The organism is Methanosarcina baltica (assembly GCF_055394095.1).
The window spans coordinates 736,552-754,103 of sequence record NZ_AP042463.1; the positions used below are offsets into that span (position 1 = coordinate 736,552).

Genomic DNA, 17,552 nt, shown 5'->3' on the forward strand with positions numbered 1-17,552 from the left:
GCAGGATTCCTTCTCTCCCGCTCCTTTCTTTCGTCCTCCTTTTCTGGCCTCTTTTTTCGACCTTCTTTTCTTCCCCTTTTTCCTTCATCCCTTTCTTTCCCCTCTTTTCCTCATTCCTCTCTTTCCCAGGGTTTTACTCCTGCTTATTTTTTTTAACAAAGGCCTGGGACATTGCGGCTATATCGGCGGTTCCCGAGGTCTGGCCGGTCTGCGTGACCACAATCAGGTTTCTTTCCCTTGCAATTTCGGCAAGGGTCTGGAGTTCCCTGAGCTTGATTGCAGTCGGGACTCCTTCGTAGAGGGAAGCTGCTTCTTTCATCTTTTGCGCGGCCTGGAATTCCCCTTCTGCGAGAATGATCCTGGCTCGCTTTTCCCTTTCGGCTTCCGCCTGCTTTGCAATCGCCCGCTTCATGTTCTCGGGCAGGACAACATCCCGGATAGTGACTCCGGTGACTTTGATTCCCCAGGGATCGGTGTAGGCATCCAGCAGTTCCTGAATTTCCTTGTTGATGTTTTCCCGCTCCGAAAGCAGTTCGTCAAGCTCCATCTGTCCGAGCACATCCCGGAGGGTGGTCTGGGAGAGGGTCGAGGTTGCGAACATGAAGTTTTCTACCTGAGTAATGGCAGCTCCAGGCTCCACGACCTTGTAGTAAACAACTGCGTCAACTTCTACCGTGACGTTATCCCGTGTGATTACGCCCTGTTTCGGGACGTCGATTGTAACTATCCTCAGGTCAATTTTTATGGCCTTATCGATGAAGGGGATGATCAGGAAAAGCCCGGGTCCTTTTACTCCACTCAAGCGGCCCAGCCTGAAAATAACAACCCTCTCATATTCATTAACCATTTTTATGGCCTGTGAGAGTATTAATATCAGAACTATCAATACAGGAACCAGTAATTCGCCAAATAAAGCATTCATAATAGCTACCCCTCTTATTTCGTTATATTAAATTCAAACTTATAGTTTAATAATTAACTTTCTTATTTAATAATCATTCTTTATCCGGGAGTTTATACCTTAAAACTACTCTTTAGAAATTTCCGGGTTTAAAGGTTTTCTGCAGGTTCTATTCTTTTGAACCGACAAACCCATGTATAATTTGTTTATGTAGCTATATTTTTGCATTGGGTTGTCAGAAAGAGCTAATTATGCTACTATAACTACTGGCTCTTTTTATAATTCTGTAAAGACCAGTTATAATATAAGGGCAATAAGCATTAGAATACGGGAAAAGCTTAAAAAAGAGAAAACAATTACCTTTTAAGTTTTTTCTGAATATGGTTGACCACAATAAATGTATGCTGAAGGGAACCCTTCCATTTCCGGGTTTTGTTTCCCGGGGTCGGAGGATAATTTGTGTATATGTGTTATTGACAAATGTTTCCCGGATCATACATAATGAAATATATAAATAATTCAGGGTGGAAAACCAGGCAAAACGCAGGTTCGGATGAACCAATTTGGTGTTGGTATTTATGAGTAAGGAATGTCCAGATTGCCACGGTAGTGGCTATAAAATTATTGCAACCGAGGTCTGTCCCCAGTGTAAGGGTCAGGGGAATACAAAGTCGGTCGATTTCATGAAAATGTCGGAAAAAAATCTTGATGATTTTCTGAAGAACGGTGCAGAATGTGATAAATGTAATAGTACAGGAAAAATCGAAATAACCGAACCCTGTAAAACCTGTGGGGGTCTTGGGAAACTCTATACCTGTAAGGTTTGCGGAGCCAGTATCTCAACTCCGGAAGAAGTCGAGGAAGGGCTCTGCGCAGCATGTTCCAATACCCAGTACGTCTATTCCTTGGAAGCCTCCTGTGATATCAGAGATGTCGAGACCGGAAATTACTATCACGGTGTTGTGGGCAGCAAAGCCTCTTTCGGGGTCTTTGTGGATATGAACTCCCACATAAGGGGCCTTATGCATTCGAGTAATATCGATGTTGAGCCTGAGGTAGGAGATGCCGTAATCGTCTATGTGAAGGGCATTAAGCCAGGTGGAAAACTCGACCTGATCCCGAAAACCCTCACAAAGTACGAGACCGTCGAGCTTGAAAAGAACCTGCCGCTTGAAAACTCCTCCAGACTCGATGCCAACATGAAAGGCAGTCTTGTCCGGCTTGAAGGAGAGGTCATCCAGGTAAAGCAGACCAGCGGCCCCACCATCTTTACGATCAGTGACGAAGGCGGTTTTATCCCCTGCGCGGCTTTTGAAAGTGCGGGTAAGAGGTCCTATCCCCTTATTGACGTGAACATGGTTGTTTCCATTACAGGGGAAGTGACCATGCGGGACAGTCAGGTCCAGATTGAAGTTATGAGCATGAAACGGCTCACCGGGGAACGGGCAGACAGAGTGCTTGCCAGGGTCGAGCAGGTCATCGAGGAAAAAGCAACTCCTGCTGAAATTCCTTTCATGATCGAGAGTGAGATCCTGGAAATGCTCAAGCCCAAAATGCAGCACGTCGCAAGGGAAATTAAAAAGGCCATCCTCCACTCCAAACCAATTGTGCTCAGGCACCACGCTGACGCCGACGGGATCACCTCGGCCATCGCAATCGAGCGGGCGATTATTCCCCTAATCAAGGAAATCGGGGGTATGGATGCCGAGTATTACTACTATAAGCGTGCTCCCTCCAAGGCTCCTTTCTACGAGCTTCCCGATATAACAAGGGATATATCGTATGCACTCGAAGACGCGGCCCGGCACGGGCAGAAGATGCCCCTTGTGATCCTTGTGGACAACGGGTCCACGGAAGAGGATGTCCCCGCCATGCGGCAGGCCCAGGTCTATGGCATCGATATGCTGGTAATTGACCATCACCATCCGGATGATGTCGTGGACCAGTACCTGATAGGACACGTTAACCCGGCCCATGTGGGAGGAGACTTCGGAGTCACCGCAGGCATGCTCTGTGCCGAGGTTGCTCGTATGATCAACCCTGACATCACCGACATGATCAAACACCTGCCCGGAGTCTCGGCTGTTGGGGACAGATCCGAAGCCCCGGAGGCGGAACGCTACATTAACCTTGTTTCGGACCGCTACTCTCTTGAGGAACTGAAGGAAATGGCCCTTGCCCTGGACTACGAACAGTTCTGGCTGAAATTCAGCAGTGGTAAAGGAATCGTTGACGACATTCTGGACCTCGGGGACAACACGATCCACAAAAACCTTGTTTCCCTCCTCTGTGAGCAGGCAAACGGCATGATAAATGAACAGCTCGATACCTGTCTTCCCAACATCAAGTCTCAGGATCTTGCTAACGGGGCCATGCTGAACGTGCTGGATGTCGAAAACTATGCCCATAAGTTCACCTTCCCTCCACCGGGAAAGACCTCAGGGGAAGTACACGATGTCTACTGTAAAAGGAACCCTGAAAGGCCCATGATCACCCTTGGGTTAGGACCTGACTTTGCGGTTATCCGCTCAAGGGGCGTGCTCATGAACATTCCTCAGATGGTCCGGGACCTCAGGGAAGAACTGAAAGGGGCCGGAGTTAACGGAGGCGGACATCTTGTTGTGGGCAGCATCAAGTTCGTCGAAGGGATGAAGACCGAGGTGCTCTCCAAGCTGATCGAAAAGATCGAGGCTTATGATGTTGAAGATCTTTCAATATCCAAATAAGCCAGACTGAATAACCCTAGATATCTAAAAAAATTGGATGAGTGGAGCTGTCAGTTTTCTGACATTGTCCTCTCTATTTCATCCCTCTGCTGTCTTCCGGTTTTATCAGGAAAGGCGGCTGTAATAACTCTTTTTTTCCGATTTTTTTCAGAACAAAGCTGGCAAAAACCAGAACTAAAGAATTAGTAAAAATTAAAAAAAGTTAAATAAAATTAAAAAAAAGTCTGGTTCCATGAAATCCCCCAGGGGGTGACTTTTCACGGAACAAAAGATTCTATGACAAAACTGATTTTTTTTAAAACTGAATATTTTTATCAGTCCACCCTTACGATCCTGACCAGGGGGTTTATGGGTACGTTGGCAATGGCGTCCGCACCTTTTTTGTCTACCAGGACGGCGACAACTTTTGGTTTGGCATCCATCTCTCTCAGTTGCTCCACAACTTCCATTATGGTCGTACCCGTGGTGATCACATCGTCCACAATCACGCAGTTTTTGCCTGCAACGCTTCCGAAGTTCCGGCTGAAGGTCCCTTTATGTCCGGGCTGGACCTCATGCTGGCTTTTGGAGGAATGATAGAGGGCAAAGTCTGCTCCCAGTTCATCTGCCATCATGCTCGCAAGAGGGATCCCGCTTACGGCGACTCCCACAACAACATCCACTTCACCGTTTGTCTTGTCCAGAGTTTCGAGTACCATATCGCAAAGGGCAAGGGCGATATAATGGAGCCTTGTGGCACTTTTGCCGATGCTGCTCCAGTTTACGGAAATGTCCTTGGGGGCGGGGACGCCAGCGTCCTTTTTTGAGCGGGTCAGAAGCCAGGTCACCGTTTCCCTTGACACGTTCAGTTCGTCGGCGATCTGCCCGGTTACAAGCCCGTCGCTCTGCAGTTCCACAGCTTTCTGGATCAAATCGTCTATGTTGTTCATTTTCCTCCATCCCACCTGAATGATGTTTTTTGTTTTTTGTGCAGTTTTTCCAGCTGTTTTTTGTGAATTCCTGCACAAACACGCCTAAAAAATGAATTAAGGTCTGTAAATAAGCAAGTTTACGAATATTATTATTCTTCCAAACGTTATGCTATGAAAAGTTCTAATTAGTATCACAAACAATCATGAATTTGTGATATAAACTGTTCTTTGTATAGTGGATTAACACTAACAGGGTGAAGCACAACACCCTCTATCCCCTCTGCAAAGGCATTAGGGACTGCTTTTCTTATCATGTTGTATGCTGCATTTACATCAGCATTAAGGAAAACTCCGGCAGCACTCCGGAAAAGTCCTCTTTTTACCCGTTTTCCAAGATATTTGTCCCGGTGCTCCATTGGTTCATTATCAAGGAAAGAGCATTTGCTTGTATAGGACTCTTCGATCCTTTCAACTGAAATTCCAACTTCCTCGGCCTTGTACTCGACCATTGAAATAAGAGTACTGTGGGGAATCTGAGCAAACTTCTGGTTATTTTTTTTGCCCATGTTGGATTTTTGTTTCCAGAACGGGTTACTCCCTATGACAATTTTTTCCACTTTCATCCCCTGAGCATAGTCTATTATTGCCCTGCTCAGTTTGTGAAGTGTGTCTTTAATCCTTGAGTTTCGTTTGTGGGTAAGGACTTCTATTTTCTTACCGGTTTTGAACCCGTGGGACTCATAAATGCTCTGGAGCTTTGCTCTTTCTTTGTTGTAAAACTGGTTTACGGACTTGGCAACTCCGCCCTTAACAATAATTGGAACTTCACCAAAATTGTTTCCAATGGTTACGAGGTTGACAACTCCCAGGTCAATTCCCAGGACTCTTCCAGAATTAATGGGTTCAGGTTCTTCTATTTCGGTTTCAAAAACGATTTCACAGGTGTACCCTACGTGTTTTGGAATGATCCTGACTTCTCTTAAATTTATATCATCAGAAAGTCTTGTCCGGATGGACAATGGAACTACTCTGGGAAACTTGAGTTTTCCGTCTTTAATCCTGACCTGCTGATTGGTAAAAACTAACAGGAACTCTCCATCTTTTTCTTTGTAATAAGGGGGTTTCGGCTTTCCTGTGAAAAGTTCGGGATTCTTTTTGAAAGCTTTCATAGCTTCAAAAAAAGATTTCCAGTTACTGTCAAGCACTTTTAGAGTCTGTTGAGCAGTTTGGGCCGGAAGCTCTTTGTAAGGCTCCGAATCCTTTACGAGTTTGTAGAGTTTCTTGTACCTTATCCATTTCTTGTTTTTGAAAAACTCCTGTCTAACTATGTAGCTTGCAAAGTTATACAGGTTTTTGGATTTATGGCACAAATCACCAATTTCATCGGAACGAAATTGTATTTGCTCAACACGCTTAACCATCACTTTGATTCGACCCCAACTTTATACTATATTCTCCTCTTTTGCTATAATGCTTGTGGAATAGCAGTGAAGCATTGAAATTATCTCGTCAAATTTAACTCTGATTTCTCCTTGTTTTACGTACATGGTGTAACGTTATCCTTGTGATTTTAAGAAAGCTTAGAACTCACTCAGCTTATATGTGACACAATATATAATATTACTTATATATTATATATGATTATTATATGGAATTGGGCACTATATCCTTTTCTTCCTCTTCTTTATATATTTACTCAGTGAGTTTCAAATAAACTATTTTATATTTTTCTTTTTCTCTTCTTCTTAAGGGGGGAACCGCAGATGGGGCATATCTCTCCGCTGTCAAAGCTCCGTTTGCAGCCAATACACTTCTTTCCCCAGATGATCAAGTCCCTTATTTTTTTCTGAGCAATCGGTTTTACCTCGATCCCGAGCTGTACGGCAACGTTCTGGACCGCGTAGTCGTCTGTCAGGAGGATAGCATTGTCTTTATGTTCCAGGGCCTTTCCAAGGATTTCAAGGTCGGTCTTAGAAAGCTCTTCCAGGTCCCGCGTGTAGGCTGCCATCTCCTTTACTTTTTTCACCATTTCAGGTTCGGGCCACTCCACCCGGAGTCCCCCTTCTTTGGCAAGGTCAAGGCGAAGCCTAGCGGCTTCCGCCCGGATTTCGTCCACAACCCCGGGTATGGTTATGAGGAGGGAACTGTCCACATCGCAATTTCCCATTATGAAAACTGCTGAATCAGCTATGTAAAAAGTCATTTGCTTTCTCTTCCCCTTTTTCCTATTTAATTTAACCCTTGGGTGGGAATAAAAAGAGAGTCCCGTCTTGACAGCCAAAGGTGGAAGGTAGGGGCAGTTCACGCGCCGGATGCAGGTCCTTCTGGTAGACCCCTGCGCTTTCAGGAGATTTATCGGCCGGGGCGTGGCTCTGTAAGCAAATTATTTCACTTCCTTCTTTCTTTTTATTACACGAAAGTTTTAAAGCCCCCGGAAGGTGGAGGAAATATAATTGAACAGTCAAAAGACAATTTATCTTGCAGGTCCGCTTTTCACTCATGCAGAACTTGAGTTCAACCGCAAATTAAGGGACCTTCTAGAAGAACAGGGGTTTTCGGTTTTTTTCCCACAGGAAGATGCCGAAGACGCAAAAATAGAGCACAACCGCCTGAATCAGGCTATGATTTTCAAACGTTGTGTGGGAGGCGTGGACAGCTCGGACCTGGTTGTGGCAGTCCTTGACGGTGTGGACGTGGACTCTGGCACGGCCTGGGAAATAGGCTATGCCTATGCTAAAGGCAAACCGGTCCTGGGGCTTCGGACCGATTTCAGAGAACTTTCGGACGGGATCGTAAATTTGATGATAGAGTTTGCGGTCGAGACTCTTGCCCGGGACAAGGAAGAACTTTTGAGGGGGCTTGAAAAATATCGTTAATTATAGTTTCCCTTCCTCCGAGAATGGATCCGCAAGAAATTTTGTATGAAGGCCAATTTCATCCTCTCAAATCCCCCTTTCAACGACTAGGACTGGAAAGGCGAATTTCTGGCTGAAGATACCCGCTGGAAATACAGAGTCCCTCCTAGAGGGTTTCCTCAGAAAAATTGGTTCGGCAAGAGGAGACCACCGGGAAGTCACCAAAAAATGAAATGCCGGAAAAATATAAATTGAACCCAGAGAAATACTATCCAAAACCTGGAGAATTATTTTATGAACACTGATGAAAAAAATGTTTTAACTGATGAATCTGAAGCTACAATAGCCCTGTATCTGGAACCCGACACCCCGGAAATACTGGAGATCAAAAGCCTGTTCAATTTGGAATATGATTACAGTGAGTATCTGGGCACGATTGAATACGCAATTGCCGATTATTATTATGACACTGACAGGGAATTACTGGATAAAGATATCATATTGGCCTTAAAGAATATCAAGCAAAACTACGACAAAGATATTACTTTCTTCAAAAGCGACCTTGAAAAATTGATTGTTGAAGACCTGCTTGAAGTCCTTGAAGATAACCCGCTTACTCACCACGAGTTCAAACTGGTCATCGACTATGTTTTATGGGTCATTGACAACCGGTCCTGGGTGGAAGACGATCAGGCCTATGTAAAGTGGACCACATACGTCCTGAACTTATTTTCAAAAGAAGAAGAGGAAAAATATGAAAAGGAGTTCAAAAAGTCCGCCAGTGAACTGGGCCTGAACGATGCTCAGATCGATATGCTCCTTATGAAAAAAGACGCGGATGATTTCTTTGAAGAAGGGGGCTTATTCGAAGGCCGGGACGCAGGCGATATGTTCGATGATGACACCATAACGAGCGATCTTGAAACCGGTTTCTTTTTAATGAACGACGATGAAAAGTCCGATTTCCTGCTCGAACAGGGCCTGAATTACCTCGAACTTGTGCAGTCCTATGTCTCCGAGCTTGCGGAAAAAGAAGATTTTGAAAAACTCCAGGCCTTTTACAAAAAGTTCACTGAAAAGGAAAAAGACTTTTTCCCCATTCACCTCATGATGGGAGCCCTCTATCTCAACATTGACCCGGCCTTTGCAAAGACCTGTTTCGAAAAGACTTTAAAAATGGCCTCTGAATCAGAAGGAATCCCGGAAGAACTGCTGGAAGAACTGAGACAAAGTGTAGATATTATGAACAAATATCTTAAGGGAGAATCCCCGGAGAATCCCTGAAAGAAAACCGGAACCGGCAAAAAAGGCCAACCCTGAGGCTGGCCTTCGACAAACTGATTCCGTAAACGAAACCGGGTTTGAGAATTGAATAGATCATTAGAAACGGGCTTCAGGCCGTTTTCCCTGAAGATTTTTGAAAAACGGGGCGGCCGGAAATCGCCGTCTTTTGGCCTGCACCTGCCTGTTTTATCGTGAATTCCGGAGGATGTAGAGAGGAAATAATTGTTCTGGAGAATAATACAAATGTCGGACTCGAAAGATAAGAATGATTATGTCACAAAAACCGGATTGAAAGAACGAGGATGGACTGATTCAATAATTAAGAAAATGGGTGTTGTGCCTGACAGGGAAGCTCCAAATCCCCATTATCGAAGCGCGGCCCCTACAAAGTTATACCTCATTTCAAAAATCGAAAAATTAGAGAATACCCCCGAATTCAAAGAGCTGATTGAAAAAAGTCAAAAGAGAAAACTTGGGGCTCAAAAAGCCGTGGAAACAAAGAAACAAAACCTTCTGAAGCAGGTTGAAGATCTGGCTATCGAAGTCGCCTATATTCCGGAACCGGATTTAACCGATCTGGCTATTTTTTCATATAACGAATGGCAGACCAACAGGCCAAGTGTCATTAACGGTAATAACGATTTTTTAATGGCAACAAGAGACTCCGATGCTGCGTTTTTACATAGGATCAGGCAGAATTTTATCCGGCATAACCTTACGAACTATGACGAATTGCTCAGAGTTATCAAAGGAAAGGTAGGCGTTACGGATGCATACATTGCCCTGAAAGGAAAGGTTCTCTTCAGGATAAGGGCCGAATGGGAGCGAAAAAAAGGAATTTATTACCTGGAGGAATCTAATGCAGGAGAATGAGTTCCTTAATATTATTTGATTTGAGACTAATCCAGATTGACATATTTTGCAGTTTTATGCTAATCTCAATCAGCATATTTTGCAGTTTTATGCTAATCTCAATCAGCATATTTTGCAGTTTTATGCTAATCTCAATCAGCATATTTTGCAATATTTCATTAGTCTTTGTAAGTTCCAGATCCGAAAACTGCCAACAACTTTATTAAATTCTGAAACTTATAATAATCTCCGAAATCTTCTTCATGGGCCTGTACCATTTTTTCCGCTTATCTGATGAAAACGTGGGGTCTGGCTGAAAAAAGTTGAAACCGCCAGGCCATTTTCCACGAAGATTTCTGAAAAACGGGGCGTCCGGAAAATTACAACAAAAACTTTCAAACAGATTCAAATAATTGTACCACCTAAATCAATCATCGAATCCTTCGAAAATATTAGAGGGAATGTCATGAACAAAATATTTTTCAACCTTGAAGAAGTTCAAAATCTTAGTTCAATTCGTGATTCTCTTCTTCCAAAACTAATGTCTGGAAAAATTCGTGTTCATATTTAAATATCAAGGAGATTTCAAGTGTGAATGTTCAAACATACAAGATGATTGCAATTCAAATAGGAGATTGTTTGAAGTACTCTACTTCTCTGAATGAAATCGATAGGGCTGCAAAATCTGTTTTTTCATTTAACTGTGAACATTTTCCGAATGATTCTATCACTTCTGAAAGAGCGCAGAAAATACACGATTGGATATTAACTTTAGCAAAACAGAAGCTAACACTAGATGAGCGCAATAAACTACTATGTAATTTTCTGGATCTGATTGTCCCTGATGAAAATAAAGAATACATAAATGCTCTTTTAATGAAAGCAGGTGTTTCAAATATCAGCAATAAACAGTCAAATGAATTCATTAACAGGAATTTTCATTCAGAAATTGTGAAAAATTGTAGTAAGCTTTATTTTAATGGTCACTTCTTTCATGCAGTTTTTGAAGCGGCTAAAATATATCACCAACTCGTTCAGAATAAATCTCAGAGTATAAAGGAAGGTCAGGATCTGATGCTTCATGTATGGAATCCTAACAAAGGAACATTGAAAGTGACAAAATGTTTTTCAAGTACTGATAAAAACGTTCAGGAAGGCATAGCTTTTTTGTCTGCGGGTCTTATGAGGGCCATCAGAAATCCAACTGCTCATGAGCCTGCACATCTATGGCCAATTACAAGGGAAGAGTGTCTGGATATACTGAGCTTCATTTCTTTTTTGATGAAAAAGCTGGATGATGCAGTGTATTCCAATCTGAAATAATGGAAATTATGCATTTTATATAAATAGTTACACAAAAAACTGCATTTCCTTTTTACCTCTTTTTATAATTTTCATGGAAAAAGCCGCTCGCCCTCGGCGAGCGTGACAAGATACCCTAAAGACACCTAATACACCTGCCCGATTTGTGACAGAAAATCTTCGAAAAAAGCGGCGGCCAGTTCTTAATTCAGATCAGCAAATCAGACGGTTCCGGTTTTTTCTGCTTTTCTAAAATGTTTGCTGGGGCCGTCAAAAACCTTCTTTGTCTGTAAAAATAGCTCAAATTATATATTTTTATAAAAAAATCGCTGCAAAAAAGATAACAACCAGACATGTAAAAGTAAAGGCAAGCGCAAGAATTGTTCTTCTTTCTTCTTCCTTAGACAAGTGTGCTGGCATTCCATTTACATGTGAACTACCCCCACCTGTCAGCCTTCGGCTGCCGAGGAAGGGGCTTCCTGTTTCGTTCCCCGGAGTAATCTCCACGAGTCCACAGGCTCTTCCCGATGTCCCATCGGTGTATCTTTAATTTAGATCGCAAGTGCAAACTTTTTAATATTTATAGCTGCGTTTATGTCCCTATCGTGTTCTGTTCCACATTCTGGACATTTCCAGTTTCTAACATCTAATGTTATTTCCTTATTGTGGAACCCGCAGACACTACAATTTTTAGTAGAAGGTTCCCACTGGCCTATACGGATTACTGTTTTCCCTATCTTTTTGGCCTTGTACTCCAACTTACTCACAAAACCCCCCCAAGCAGCGTCACTTATAGCCTGTGCAAGTTTATGGTTCTTCTTCATGCCAGCAATGTTTAACGATTGTCGGCTAAGTCGGAGGGATTGCTCCCTCTTTCTCGCCTAAGAACTGTACGTGAGACTTTCACCTCATACAGCTCAAGCATCTCAAAACCCTGTAGGGGCAGTCGTTATAAAGTTGCATGGTGTTGTCTATGGCAATGAGCGTGTGTATATATCAGATTGGTCTGTCTGTTGTCCTTGTGATTTCCGTTTATGTGGTGTAGAGGTCTTTCCTCAGCATCATTGTTAATGTTTATCGGGAGTTCACAAAATGGACATATACCTGCCTGTTTTTTCCAAATTGTATTAAATATGCCTGACAGTCTTTTCGAGCCTTGATCTCTTTGACGTTTTATAAAGTAGTCTTTGTCAAGGTAAGGGTTTTTATCAATGGATAGGTTGGTATTTCTTACTATCCTTTTGTCGGATAGTCGTTTGAGCGTGTTATATTTGGTAGAGAATATCCAAGATCTGGTTTCGTAGGTATGCCAGTACTTATGGCGTATCCATTCTTTGTTTTTATACGGGTGTCTTCTTTTAGCCCATTTCCATAGCATCTTCCAGATTAAGTGGTCTATTGTGCTGAATGTTGCTTTTGCCACGATTCCTTGGTGGTAGTTCGACCATCCACTTATAATAGGGTTGAGGGTTTTGATTAGGGCTTCTTGTGGCCATGTTTTACCCTTTTTAATTGTGTTGCTGATTTTATCGACCACTTTCTGGATAGATTTCTTGGAGGGCTTGATAATAAGTTTCCCTTTATATTTTCTAAAGTTCCAGCCTAGGAAGTCAAAACCATCGTCAATGTGGGTGATTGTAGTTTTATCATCTGATAGTTCCAGACCTTTATCCTTTAGGAATCCTTTAATCAGTTCCTTCGCCTCTTCTGCTATTTCCTTTGTGTTTGCAGTAATTATAAAGTCATCAGCGTATCTTACAAAGTTTACTTTGTATTTTCTACGTTGATGATCAGTTATCCTTCCAGTTTTGCCCCTGTGGTATTTGTCTTCTAGGAGTTTTTCAATTCCGTCTAACGTCATGTTGGCTAGAATTGGGGAAATGATACCTCCTTGTGGGGTTCCTGCAACTGTTGGAAATAGGGTTTTGTTGAACACGTAACCTGACTTTAGGAATTGTTTTAGAACAGATTTGTCCATTGGGATATTTTCAAGTAACCACTGATGACTAATGTTGTCGAAACAGCCTTTAATATCCCCTTCTAGAATCCATTTAGCTGATCTTTTGGTGCTAAGATTTCCGAATATTATTGAACATGCATCGTGTGTGCTTCTGAATTTTCTAAACCCGAATGATCTTGCGTCTGCTATTGCTTCTGCTATAGGGTTTAGAGCCAGAGCATATAGGGATTGCATGGCTCGGTCGTGCATTGTAGGGATTCCTAGGGGTCGTTTCTTGTTTTTCCCATATTTTTCGATGTAAACACGCTTTAAGGGTTTGGATTTGTACCTTTTATCCGTTAATTAGAGAACCGCTTCCATCTTGGCTTTAGGTGTGTTCCACTGTTCGCCGTCGATTCCGGGGGTTCTCTTGCCCTTATTCTGTATTGTCTTACGGACTGCCAATAATTTGGCATAATACGAATGGGTTAACAGGTAGCTTAGCCTTTTGACAAGATTCCAGTTACCTTTTTTAACAGCTTTCGTAATTCGGACTTGCATCCAATTGACATGTTCCTCTACCTTTTTCCAGTTGATGTTGTTCCATCTGGAATAGGGTCGAACGTCTGTGAGCTTCTCATTGGTTGGTTTGGTGTGAGCAATGTTTATGCCGTTGGCTGTTTCAGGGTTTTCCCACAACAGTTTAATGGTTAATGCTTCCGCTTCTTCAATCAATGTATTTGAATGTCTCACATTCATAGGGTATGCCTTCGTTCATACGTTGAGCTACCATAGAGTAAGTCTGCATCCTTTCGGATTGGGGCAAATTTTGAACCCTTATACAATTCATTACAGATTGTCATTCGCTTTTTACTCCGTTCCTTTACCCTCTAAGTCATCGTTATCCTTTGCAGGATTTCTACCCTTGTGGGAACTTATAGGGCTTACCAAGTTCTATAACATAAATAATTGTGAGTACCTTAGAAGCCATCTATAAACCGAGAATCATATGTCCATTTCCCTCAGCGTCAATAGAACCGCTGAGGTCTAATTCTACACCTTTTGGTTCAAGCGTATCAATCTAGTTTCGCTTGTTGCTGTTAACGATTCTTACGATGGTTCAACTTACGTTTCTTCATAGCACTCTTACCTTAACAGATCGTTTGTATTAGATTTACAAACTTCTCCATATTGTCCTATGAGCTTCACACCCAGCCGTTGCCAGCCACGCATGTCATAGTAAGGTTATCTCAGATGGAGGAGATAGCATTTCTGCAATTCATGTTATAACTTCTTGTCACACCTACCGCTACAGCTTGGTTCTCGCTTATAAGGTCATTACTAACCTTGTGCTGAAAATCGTTTCTTTGATTGCTTATCTTTTCATGAATTTTTGCAAGTTTTTGTACTGCTTTCCTTCGGTTCTTTGAACCTTTTTCCTTTCTGCTTACTCTTCTTTGAAGAGTTTTGAGCCTTTTAAGAGAATTTTTAAGAAATCTTGGGTTCTCGATCTTTTCCCCGGTGGAAGTTATTGCAAAATCTTTTAGCCCTACATCTACGCCTATTGTAGTACTTTCAGAATACTCTTGAACTTCTGGATATTCTTCTCCATCTTCGGTTAAGATGCTTACGTAGTACTTACCAGTGGGCGTTCTTCGAACTGTTGCCGTTCTAAAAAACTTCGAATTTAAGTTCTGTTCTATTATGGTTTCCCCATTGACTAGCGTTTTTTCAATGAGGTTATCCATAATTTCAGGGCTTAATAGTTCCCGATGGATTTTAATATTCATCCATCCAATTCCGGGAAAAAAGATCTCTGAGGAAGTGAGATTAATCTTGTACCGTTGGGGCACCTTGAATGATTGTTTAGTGTCTTTTTTTGATTTCCTTTGTGGGAATCCGTTCTGACCTTTGAAAAATCTTGTATATGCATCTTGCAGGTTCCTTCTGGCCTGCTGTAATGACTGCGAATTGACTTCTTTAAGCCACGGATATATTTCTTTGAGAACCGGAATTAGCTTATCAAGTTCAGTAAGAGATATGTTGATTCTAAATTTGTCATAGTAAATTTGTTTGTACTCTAGTAACTTGTTATAGATGAATCTGGAACACCCTATATGCTTTTCAATTAGCGTTCTTTGTTCATCATTTGCCGGATAGATCCGGTACACAAGCCCCTGTTTCATGCAAACCCCTATATACATTTAATATAATTTAAAAATACTTATCTACAGTTAAACATATTTAAACCGGCCCCTGTAGCCTTTACGCATTCATCTCCCACCTGCCAGTTCCGGCAAAGCCGGAACTGTCGAGGAAGGAGTCTTCTGCTGTTTGAGATAAAAATTGCATCATTTATTTCTGGCTTCAAACTTTTTTTTCCTAGATTCCAGTTTCACTTTTCTGGCTTCAAGTGCTTCATTTTTGGCTTTAAGAGTTTATATTCTGCTTCAAGTTTCTCTTTTTTAGTTTCAAATTCTTCATTTTCGGCTTCAAGTTCCTCAATATAAGATACAATCGCCTCGGGGTTCGAACGGGAAAGACTGAGAATTTCATCACGTTTCATGAACAACTCTCCAAAATTCAGTTACCTTTATATTAATCAATATGAAGAAAACAACAATTGAGTTTATACGAAAAACAAGTCAGAAATAAAGGTCTTCGGCACGAAAATGTGCCGCTTGCAAGCGAGTTTGAAAAGCTCTCCCTGAACACTCTTATTTTCCCGCCCCCGATTTCAAAGTTTGTAAATTATTTTAAGAACCCGGCCTACCTCACCGGCCATCAGGCCGGTTTCCGCGGTTAAGAGACCTGACTGAGATAGACCTGGACTGAGATAGACCTGACTGTGTGAACCTGAACGGGATGGTTTCATCTCTTTTCTATTTTCTCATCACTAATTAAATTGCCATCTTCGAAAGTGATTACTCTGTCAACATACTCAGTATGCCACGGTTCATGGGTTACCATTACAATTGTCTGGCCGTATTTTTCATTCAATTCTTTGAACACATCCAGTACCTGTTTTGAGTTTCTGGTGTCCAGGTTTGCACACGGCTCATCAGCAAACAATATGTCAGGCTTTTTTGCGATGGCCCTTGCGATTGCCACTCTTTGTTTTTCTCCACCGGATAATTCATCAGGAATCCTGTTATGTTTTTCTTTCAGACCAACCTTATCCAGGGCTTCAAGAGCAGTCTCATAAGATTCCTTTCTTGATTTTCCTTCCATCATGGAAAGGATATAAACATTTTCTGCAGCACTCATTTCATTTATGAGTGCATAGTCCTGAAAAACATAACCGACCTGCGTTAGCCTGTAATAACTTCTTTCTGCTTCAGGCAGGCTGGAAACCTTTAATCCCCGAATGGTATATTCCCCTTCCGTTGCGTCGTCCAGTAAAGCCAGTATCCTCAACAGAGTCGTTTTTCCGCTTCCGGATGCCCCCATTATCGCTACAAATTCCCCTTTCTTTATTTCGAATGAAACCCCATTGAGAGCCCTGGCAACAGTTTTCCCTGACCCATAATACCTTTTCAGGTTTTTTACTGTGATCATTTTTATCGACTCCATATGGCTTTGAGTATGCTCTCTTTTGATACACTCCAGGCAGGGAGTATCCCGGCTATCACTGATAGTGTAAGCATGGTAACTATGCTTTCAATAAGCAGCATATAATCGACCTGGGGTCTTATTTCCATGGTTTCGTAGAATGTTACCGGATTCATCTGGAAGTAGAACATAAGTGAAAAATATAGTATCAATCCTGCGAATATTCCTAAGGAAACATAGAACGTACTGAGGAATGCATAGGATAAGACTATTGATCCTGGAGTAATGCCTACTGCTTTTAAAATACCGATCTCTTTTTTTCTATTAAGGACGTTGATATAGATAATGATGAGGACCAGGGCTGCACCTACGATCAGACTCACAAACTTTGACATGATATTTATAGCACCCATGCTTTGCATTGCTTGCTTTATGAGAGTTTCTGACTTATCGGCCCAGGTGAAGATTTGCTCATTAACCCCGGCTTCTCTGATTTTATCCTTTATTTGATCTTCACTCCCCGGCCTGTCAACCCTTACGACTACACTGGTAGCTTTACTTTCTTCTAAACCATAAACGTCTTCAATTTCTTTGTAGTTAACTAACGCATTAAGATCAACAAGTTCAAATGAGCCTTCCATGATGCCTTTGACTTTATAGGTCCTCTTTACGCCATTGCTGTATGTTACATCAACAAGCGCTCCTGGTCTTACTTCACCCAGGTTATCATAGATTTCTGATCCGAAACCTGTACCTGCGATCATAGCCCCAATGATAATCTCGTCTCTGGAAAGCTCTCCTAAGAAATCGCCATCACTGATAATATAGGGGTATTGTGAAACGTCATATTCTTCTGTGGGAAGCAACCCCAGTACCGACGCTCCTACCACTTTTTGCTTATGTTCAATAGATGCTCCAACGTCCAGTCGTTTTGTTGCAGCTCTCACACCTTCTACTGCTCTGACTTTCTGCAAGACGCTATCAGCATTGTTAATGTAGCTGTTGTCGCCTGATGGTTCAATGACAATATCCCCGTAAGGGTAGTCTTGCATCATACCGGTAAATAGAACGGTCATTCCTCCTATCATTGATGGAAGAAATACCAGGTTCATAAAAATGAGCGAGAGAACAAAAACTATGAACATCAGTGTTTTTTTGTTTCCTCTTTTTACACTACAGTATGCAATGAGGGCTCCTACTCTGATATCATCGATCATGCTGAGACCTCTC

The 17,552-nt window shown here is 42.1% G+C and carries 15 protein-coding genes and 2 pseudogenes; 6 read left to right on the forward strand and 11 right to left on the reverse strand.

All coding sequences use genetic code 11. The features are described 5' to 3' along the window. Positions 1–133 precede the first annotated feature (133 nt). Positions 134–847 (reverse strand): slipin family protein, encoded by a 714-nt coding sequence (locus ACZ5QV_RS03200; RefSeq protein WP_464601193.1) that lies wholly within the window; start codon positions 845–847, stop codon positions 134–136. A gap of 632 nt (positions 848–1,479) precedes the next feature. Between ACZ5QV_RS03200 and ACZ5QV_RS03205 the strand changes: the two genes are divergently transcribed. Next, the gene (locus ACZ5QV_RS03205; RefSeq protein ID WP_464601194.1) at positions 1,480–3,627 is read left to right on the forward strand and encodes a DHH family phosphoesterase; all 2,148 of its coding nucleotides are present in this window, start codon (positions 1,480–1,482) and stop codon (positions 3,625–3,627) included. Between the two features lie 314 nt (positions 3,628–3,941). Here the strand turns inward: ACZ5QV_RS03205 and ACZ5QV_RS03210 are convergent, their stop codons facing one another. The 3 genes from ACZ5QV_RS03210 to ACZ5QV_RS03220 all read right to left on the reverse strand — a co-directional run bounded on the left by ACZ5QV_RS03210 (position 3,942) and on the right by ACZ5QV_RS03220 (position 6,741). Beyond that, complete coding sequence (locus ACZ5QV_RS03210) at positions 3,942–4,556, reverse strand: orotate phosphoribosyltransferase-like protein (RefSeq protein WP_464601195.1); 615 nt, start codon at positions 4,554–4,556, stop codon at positions 3,942–3,944. Between the two features lie 173 nt (positions 4,557–4,729). Beyond that, positions 4,730–5,959, reverse strand: coding sequence for an RNA-guided endonuclease InsQ/TnpB family protein (locus ACZ5QV_RS03215; RefSeq protein WP_464601196.1), 1,230 nt, complete (start codon positions 5,957–5,959; stop codon positions 4,730–4,732). 299 nt (positions 5,960–6,258) lie between these two features. Next, positions 6,259–6,741, reverse strand: a complete 483-nt coding sequence (locus tag ACZ5QV_RS03220) for an NOB1 family endonuclease (RefSeq protein ID WP_464601197.1) — start codon at positions 6,739–6,741, stop codon at positions 6,259–6,261. A 250-nt stretch (positions 6,742–6,991) separates the two neighbouring features. Between ACZ5QV_RS03220 and ACZ5QV_RS03225 the strand changes: the two genes are divergently transcribed. From ACZ5QV_RS03225 to ACZ5QV_RS03245, 5 genes are all read left to right on the forward strand, one after another. Continuing rightward, positions 6,992–7,414, forward strand: coding sequence for a nucleoside 2-deoxyribosyltransferase (locus tag ACZ5QV_RS03225; protein WP_464601198.1), 423 nt, complete (start codon positions 6,992–6,994; stop codon positions 7,412–7,414). A 273-nt stretch (positions 7,415–7,687) separates the two neighbouring features. After that, positions 7,688–8,677, forward strand: coding sequence for a hypothetical protein (locus ACZ5QV_RS03230; protein ID WP_464601199.1), 990 nt, complete (start codon positions 7,688–7,690; stop codon positions 8,675–8,677). Positions 8,678–8,899: 222 nt separating this feature from the next. Further along, complete coding sequence (locus tag ACZ5QV_RS03235) at positions 8,900–9,550, forward strand: hypothetical protein (protein WP_464601200.1); 651 nt, start codon at positions 8,900–8,902, stop codon at positions 9,548–9,550. A 570-nt stretch (positions 9,551–10,120) separates the two neighbouring features. Continuing rightward, complete coding sequence (locus tag ACZ5QV_RS03240; RefSeq protein WP_464601201.1) at positions 10,121–10,852, forward strand: TIGR02391 family protein; 732 nt, start codon at positions 10,121–10,123, stop codon at positions 10,850–10,852. A gap of 262 nt (positions 10,853–11,114) precedes the next feature. Continuing rightward, positions 11,115–11,381, forward strand: a complete 267-nt coding sequence (locus ACZ5QV_RS03245) for a hypothetical protein (RefSeq protein ID WP_464601202.1) — start codon at positions 11,115–11,117, stop codon at positions 11,379–11,381. 1 nt (position 11,382) lies between these two features. Here ACZ5QV_RS03245 and ACZ5QV_RS03250 read toward each other — a convergent pair. The 7 genes and pseudogenes from ACZ5QV_RS03250 to ACZ5QV_RS03280 all read right to left on the reverse strand — a co-directional run. Then, positions 11,383–11,676 (reverse strand): annotated as a pseudogene (locus ACZ5QV_RS03250) (RNA-guided endonuclease TnpB family protein); the annotation flags it as partial. A 104-nt stretch (positions 11,677–11,780) separates the two neighbouring features. Further along, positions 11,781–13,121 (reverse strand): annotated as a pseudogene (gene ltrA / locus ACZ5QV_RS03255) (group II intron reverse transcriptase/maturase); the annotation flags it as partial. Positions 13,122–13,133: 12 nt separating this feature from the next. Continuing rightward, complete coding sequence (locus ACZ5QV_RS03260) at positions 13,134–13,529, reverse strand: reverse transcriptase N-terminal domain-containing protein (protein ID WP_464599831.1); 396 nt, start codon at positions 13,527–13,529, stop codon at positions 13,134–13,136. 491 nt (positions 13,530–14,020) lie between these two features. Continuing rightward, positions 14,021–14,956: an RNA-guided endonuclease TnpB family protein gene (locus ACZ5QV_RS03265; RefSeq protein WP_464601203.1), complete on the reverse strand. Its 936-nt coding sequence runs from the start codon at positions 14,954–14,956 to the stop codon at positions 14,021–14,023. Positions 14,957–15,165: 209 nt separating this feature from the next. After that, positions 15,166–15,336 (reverse strand): hypothetical protein, encoded by a 171-nt coding sequence (locus ACZ5QV_RS03270; protein WP_464601204.1) that lies wholly within the window; start codon positions 15,334–15,336, stop codon positions 15,166–15,168. Between the two features lie 305 nt (positions 15,337–15,641). Beyond that, positions 15,642–16,328 carry an ABC transporter ATP-binding protein gene (locus ACZ5QV_RS03275; protein WP_464601205.1) on the reverse strand — a complete coding sequence of 229 codons (687 nt, stop codon included), beginning with the start codon at positions 16,326–16,328 and terminating at the stop codon, positions 15,642–15,644. 2 nt (positions 16,329–16,330) lie between these two features. Continuing rightward, entirely contained in the window at positions 16,331–17,539 is a 1,209-nt protein-coding gene (locus ACZ5QV_RS03280) for an ABC transporter permease (RefSeq protein WP_464601206.1), read from the reverse strand. Positions 17,540–17,552 lie beyond the last annotated feature (13 nt).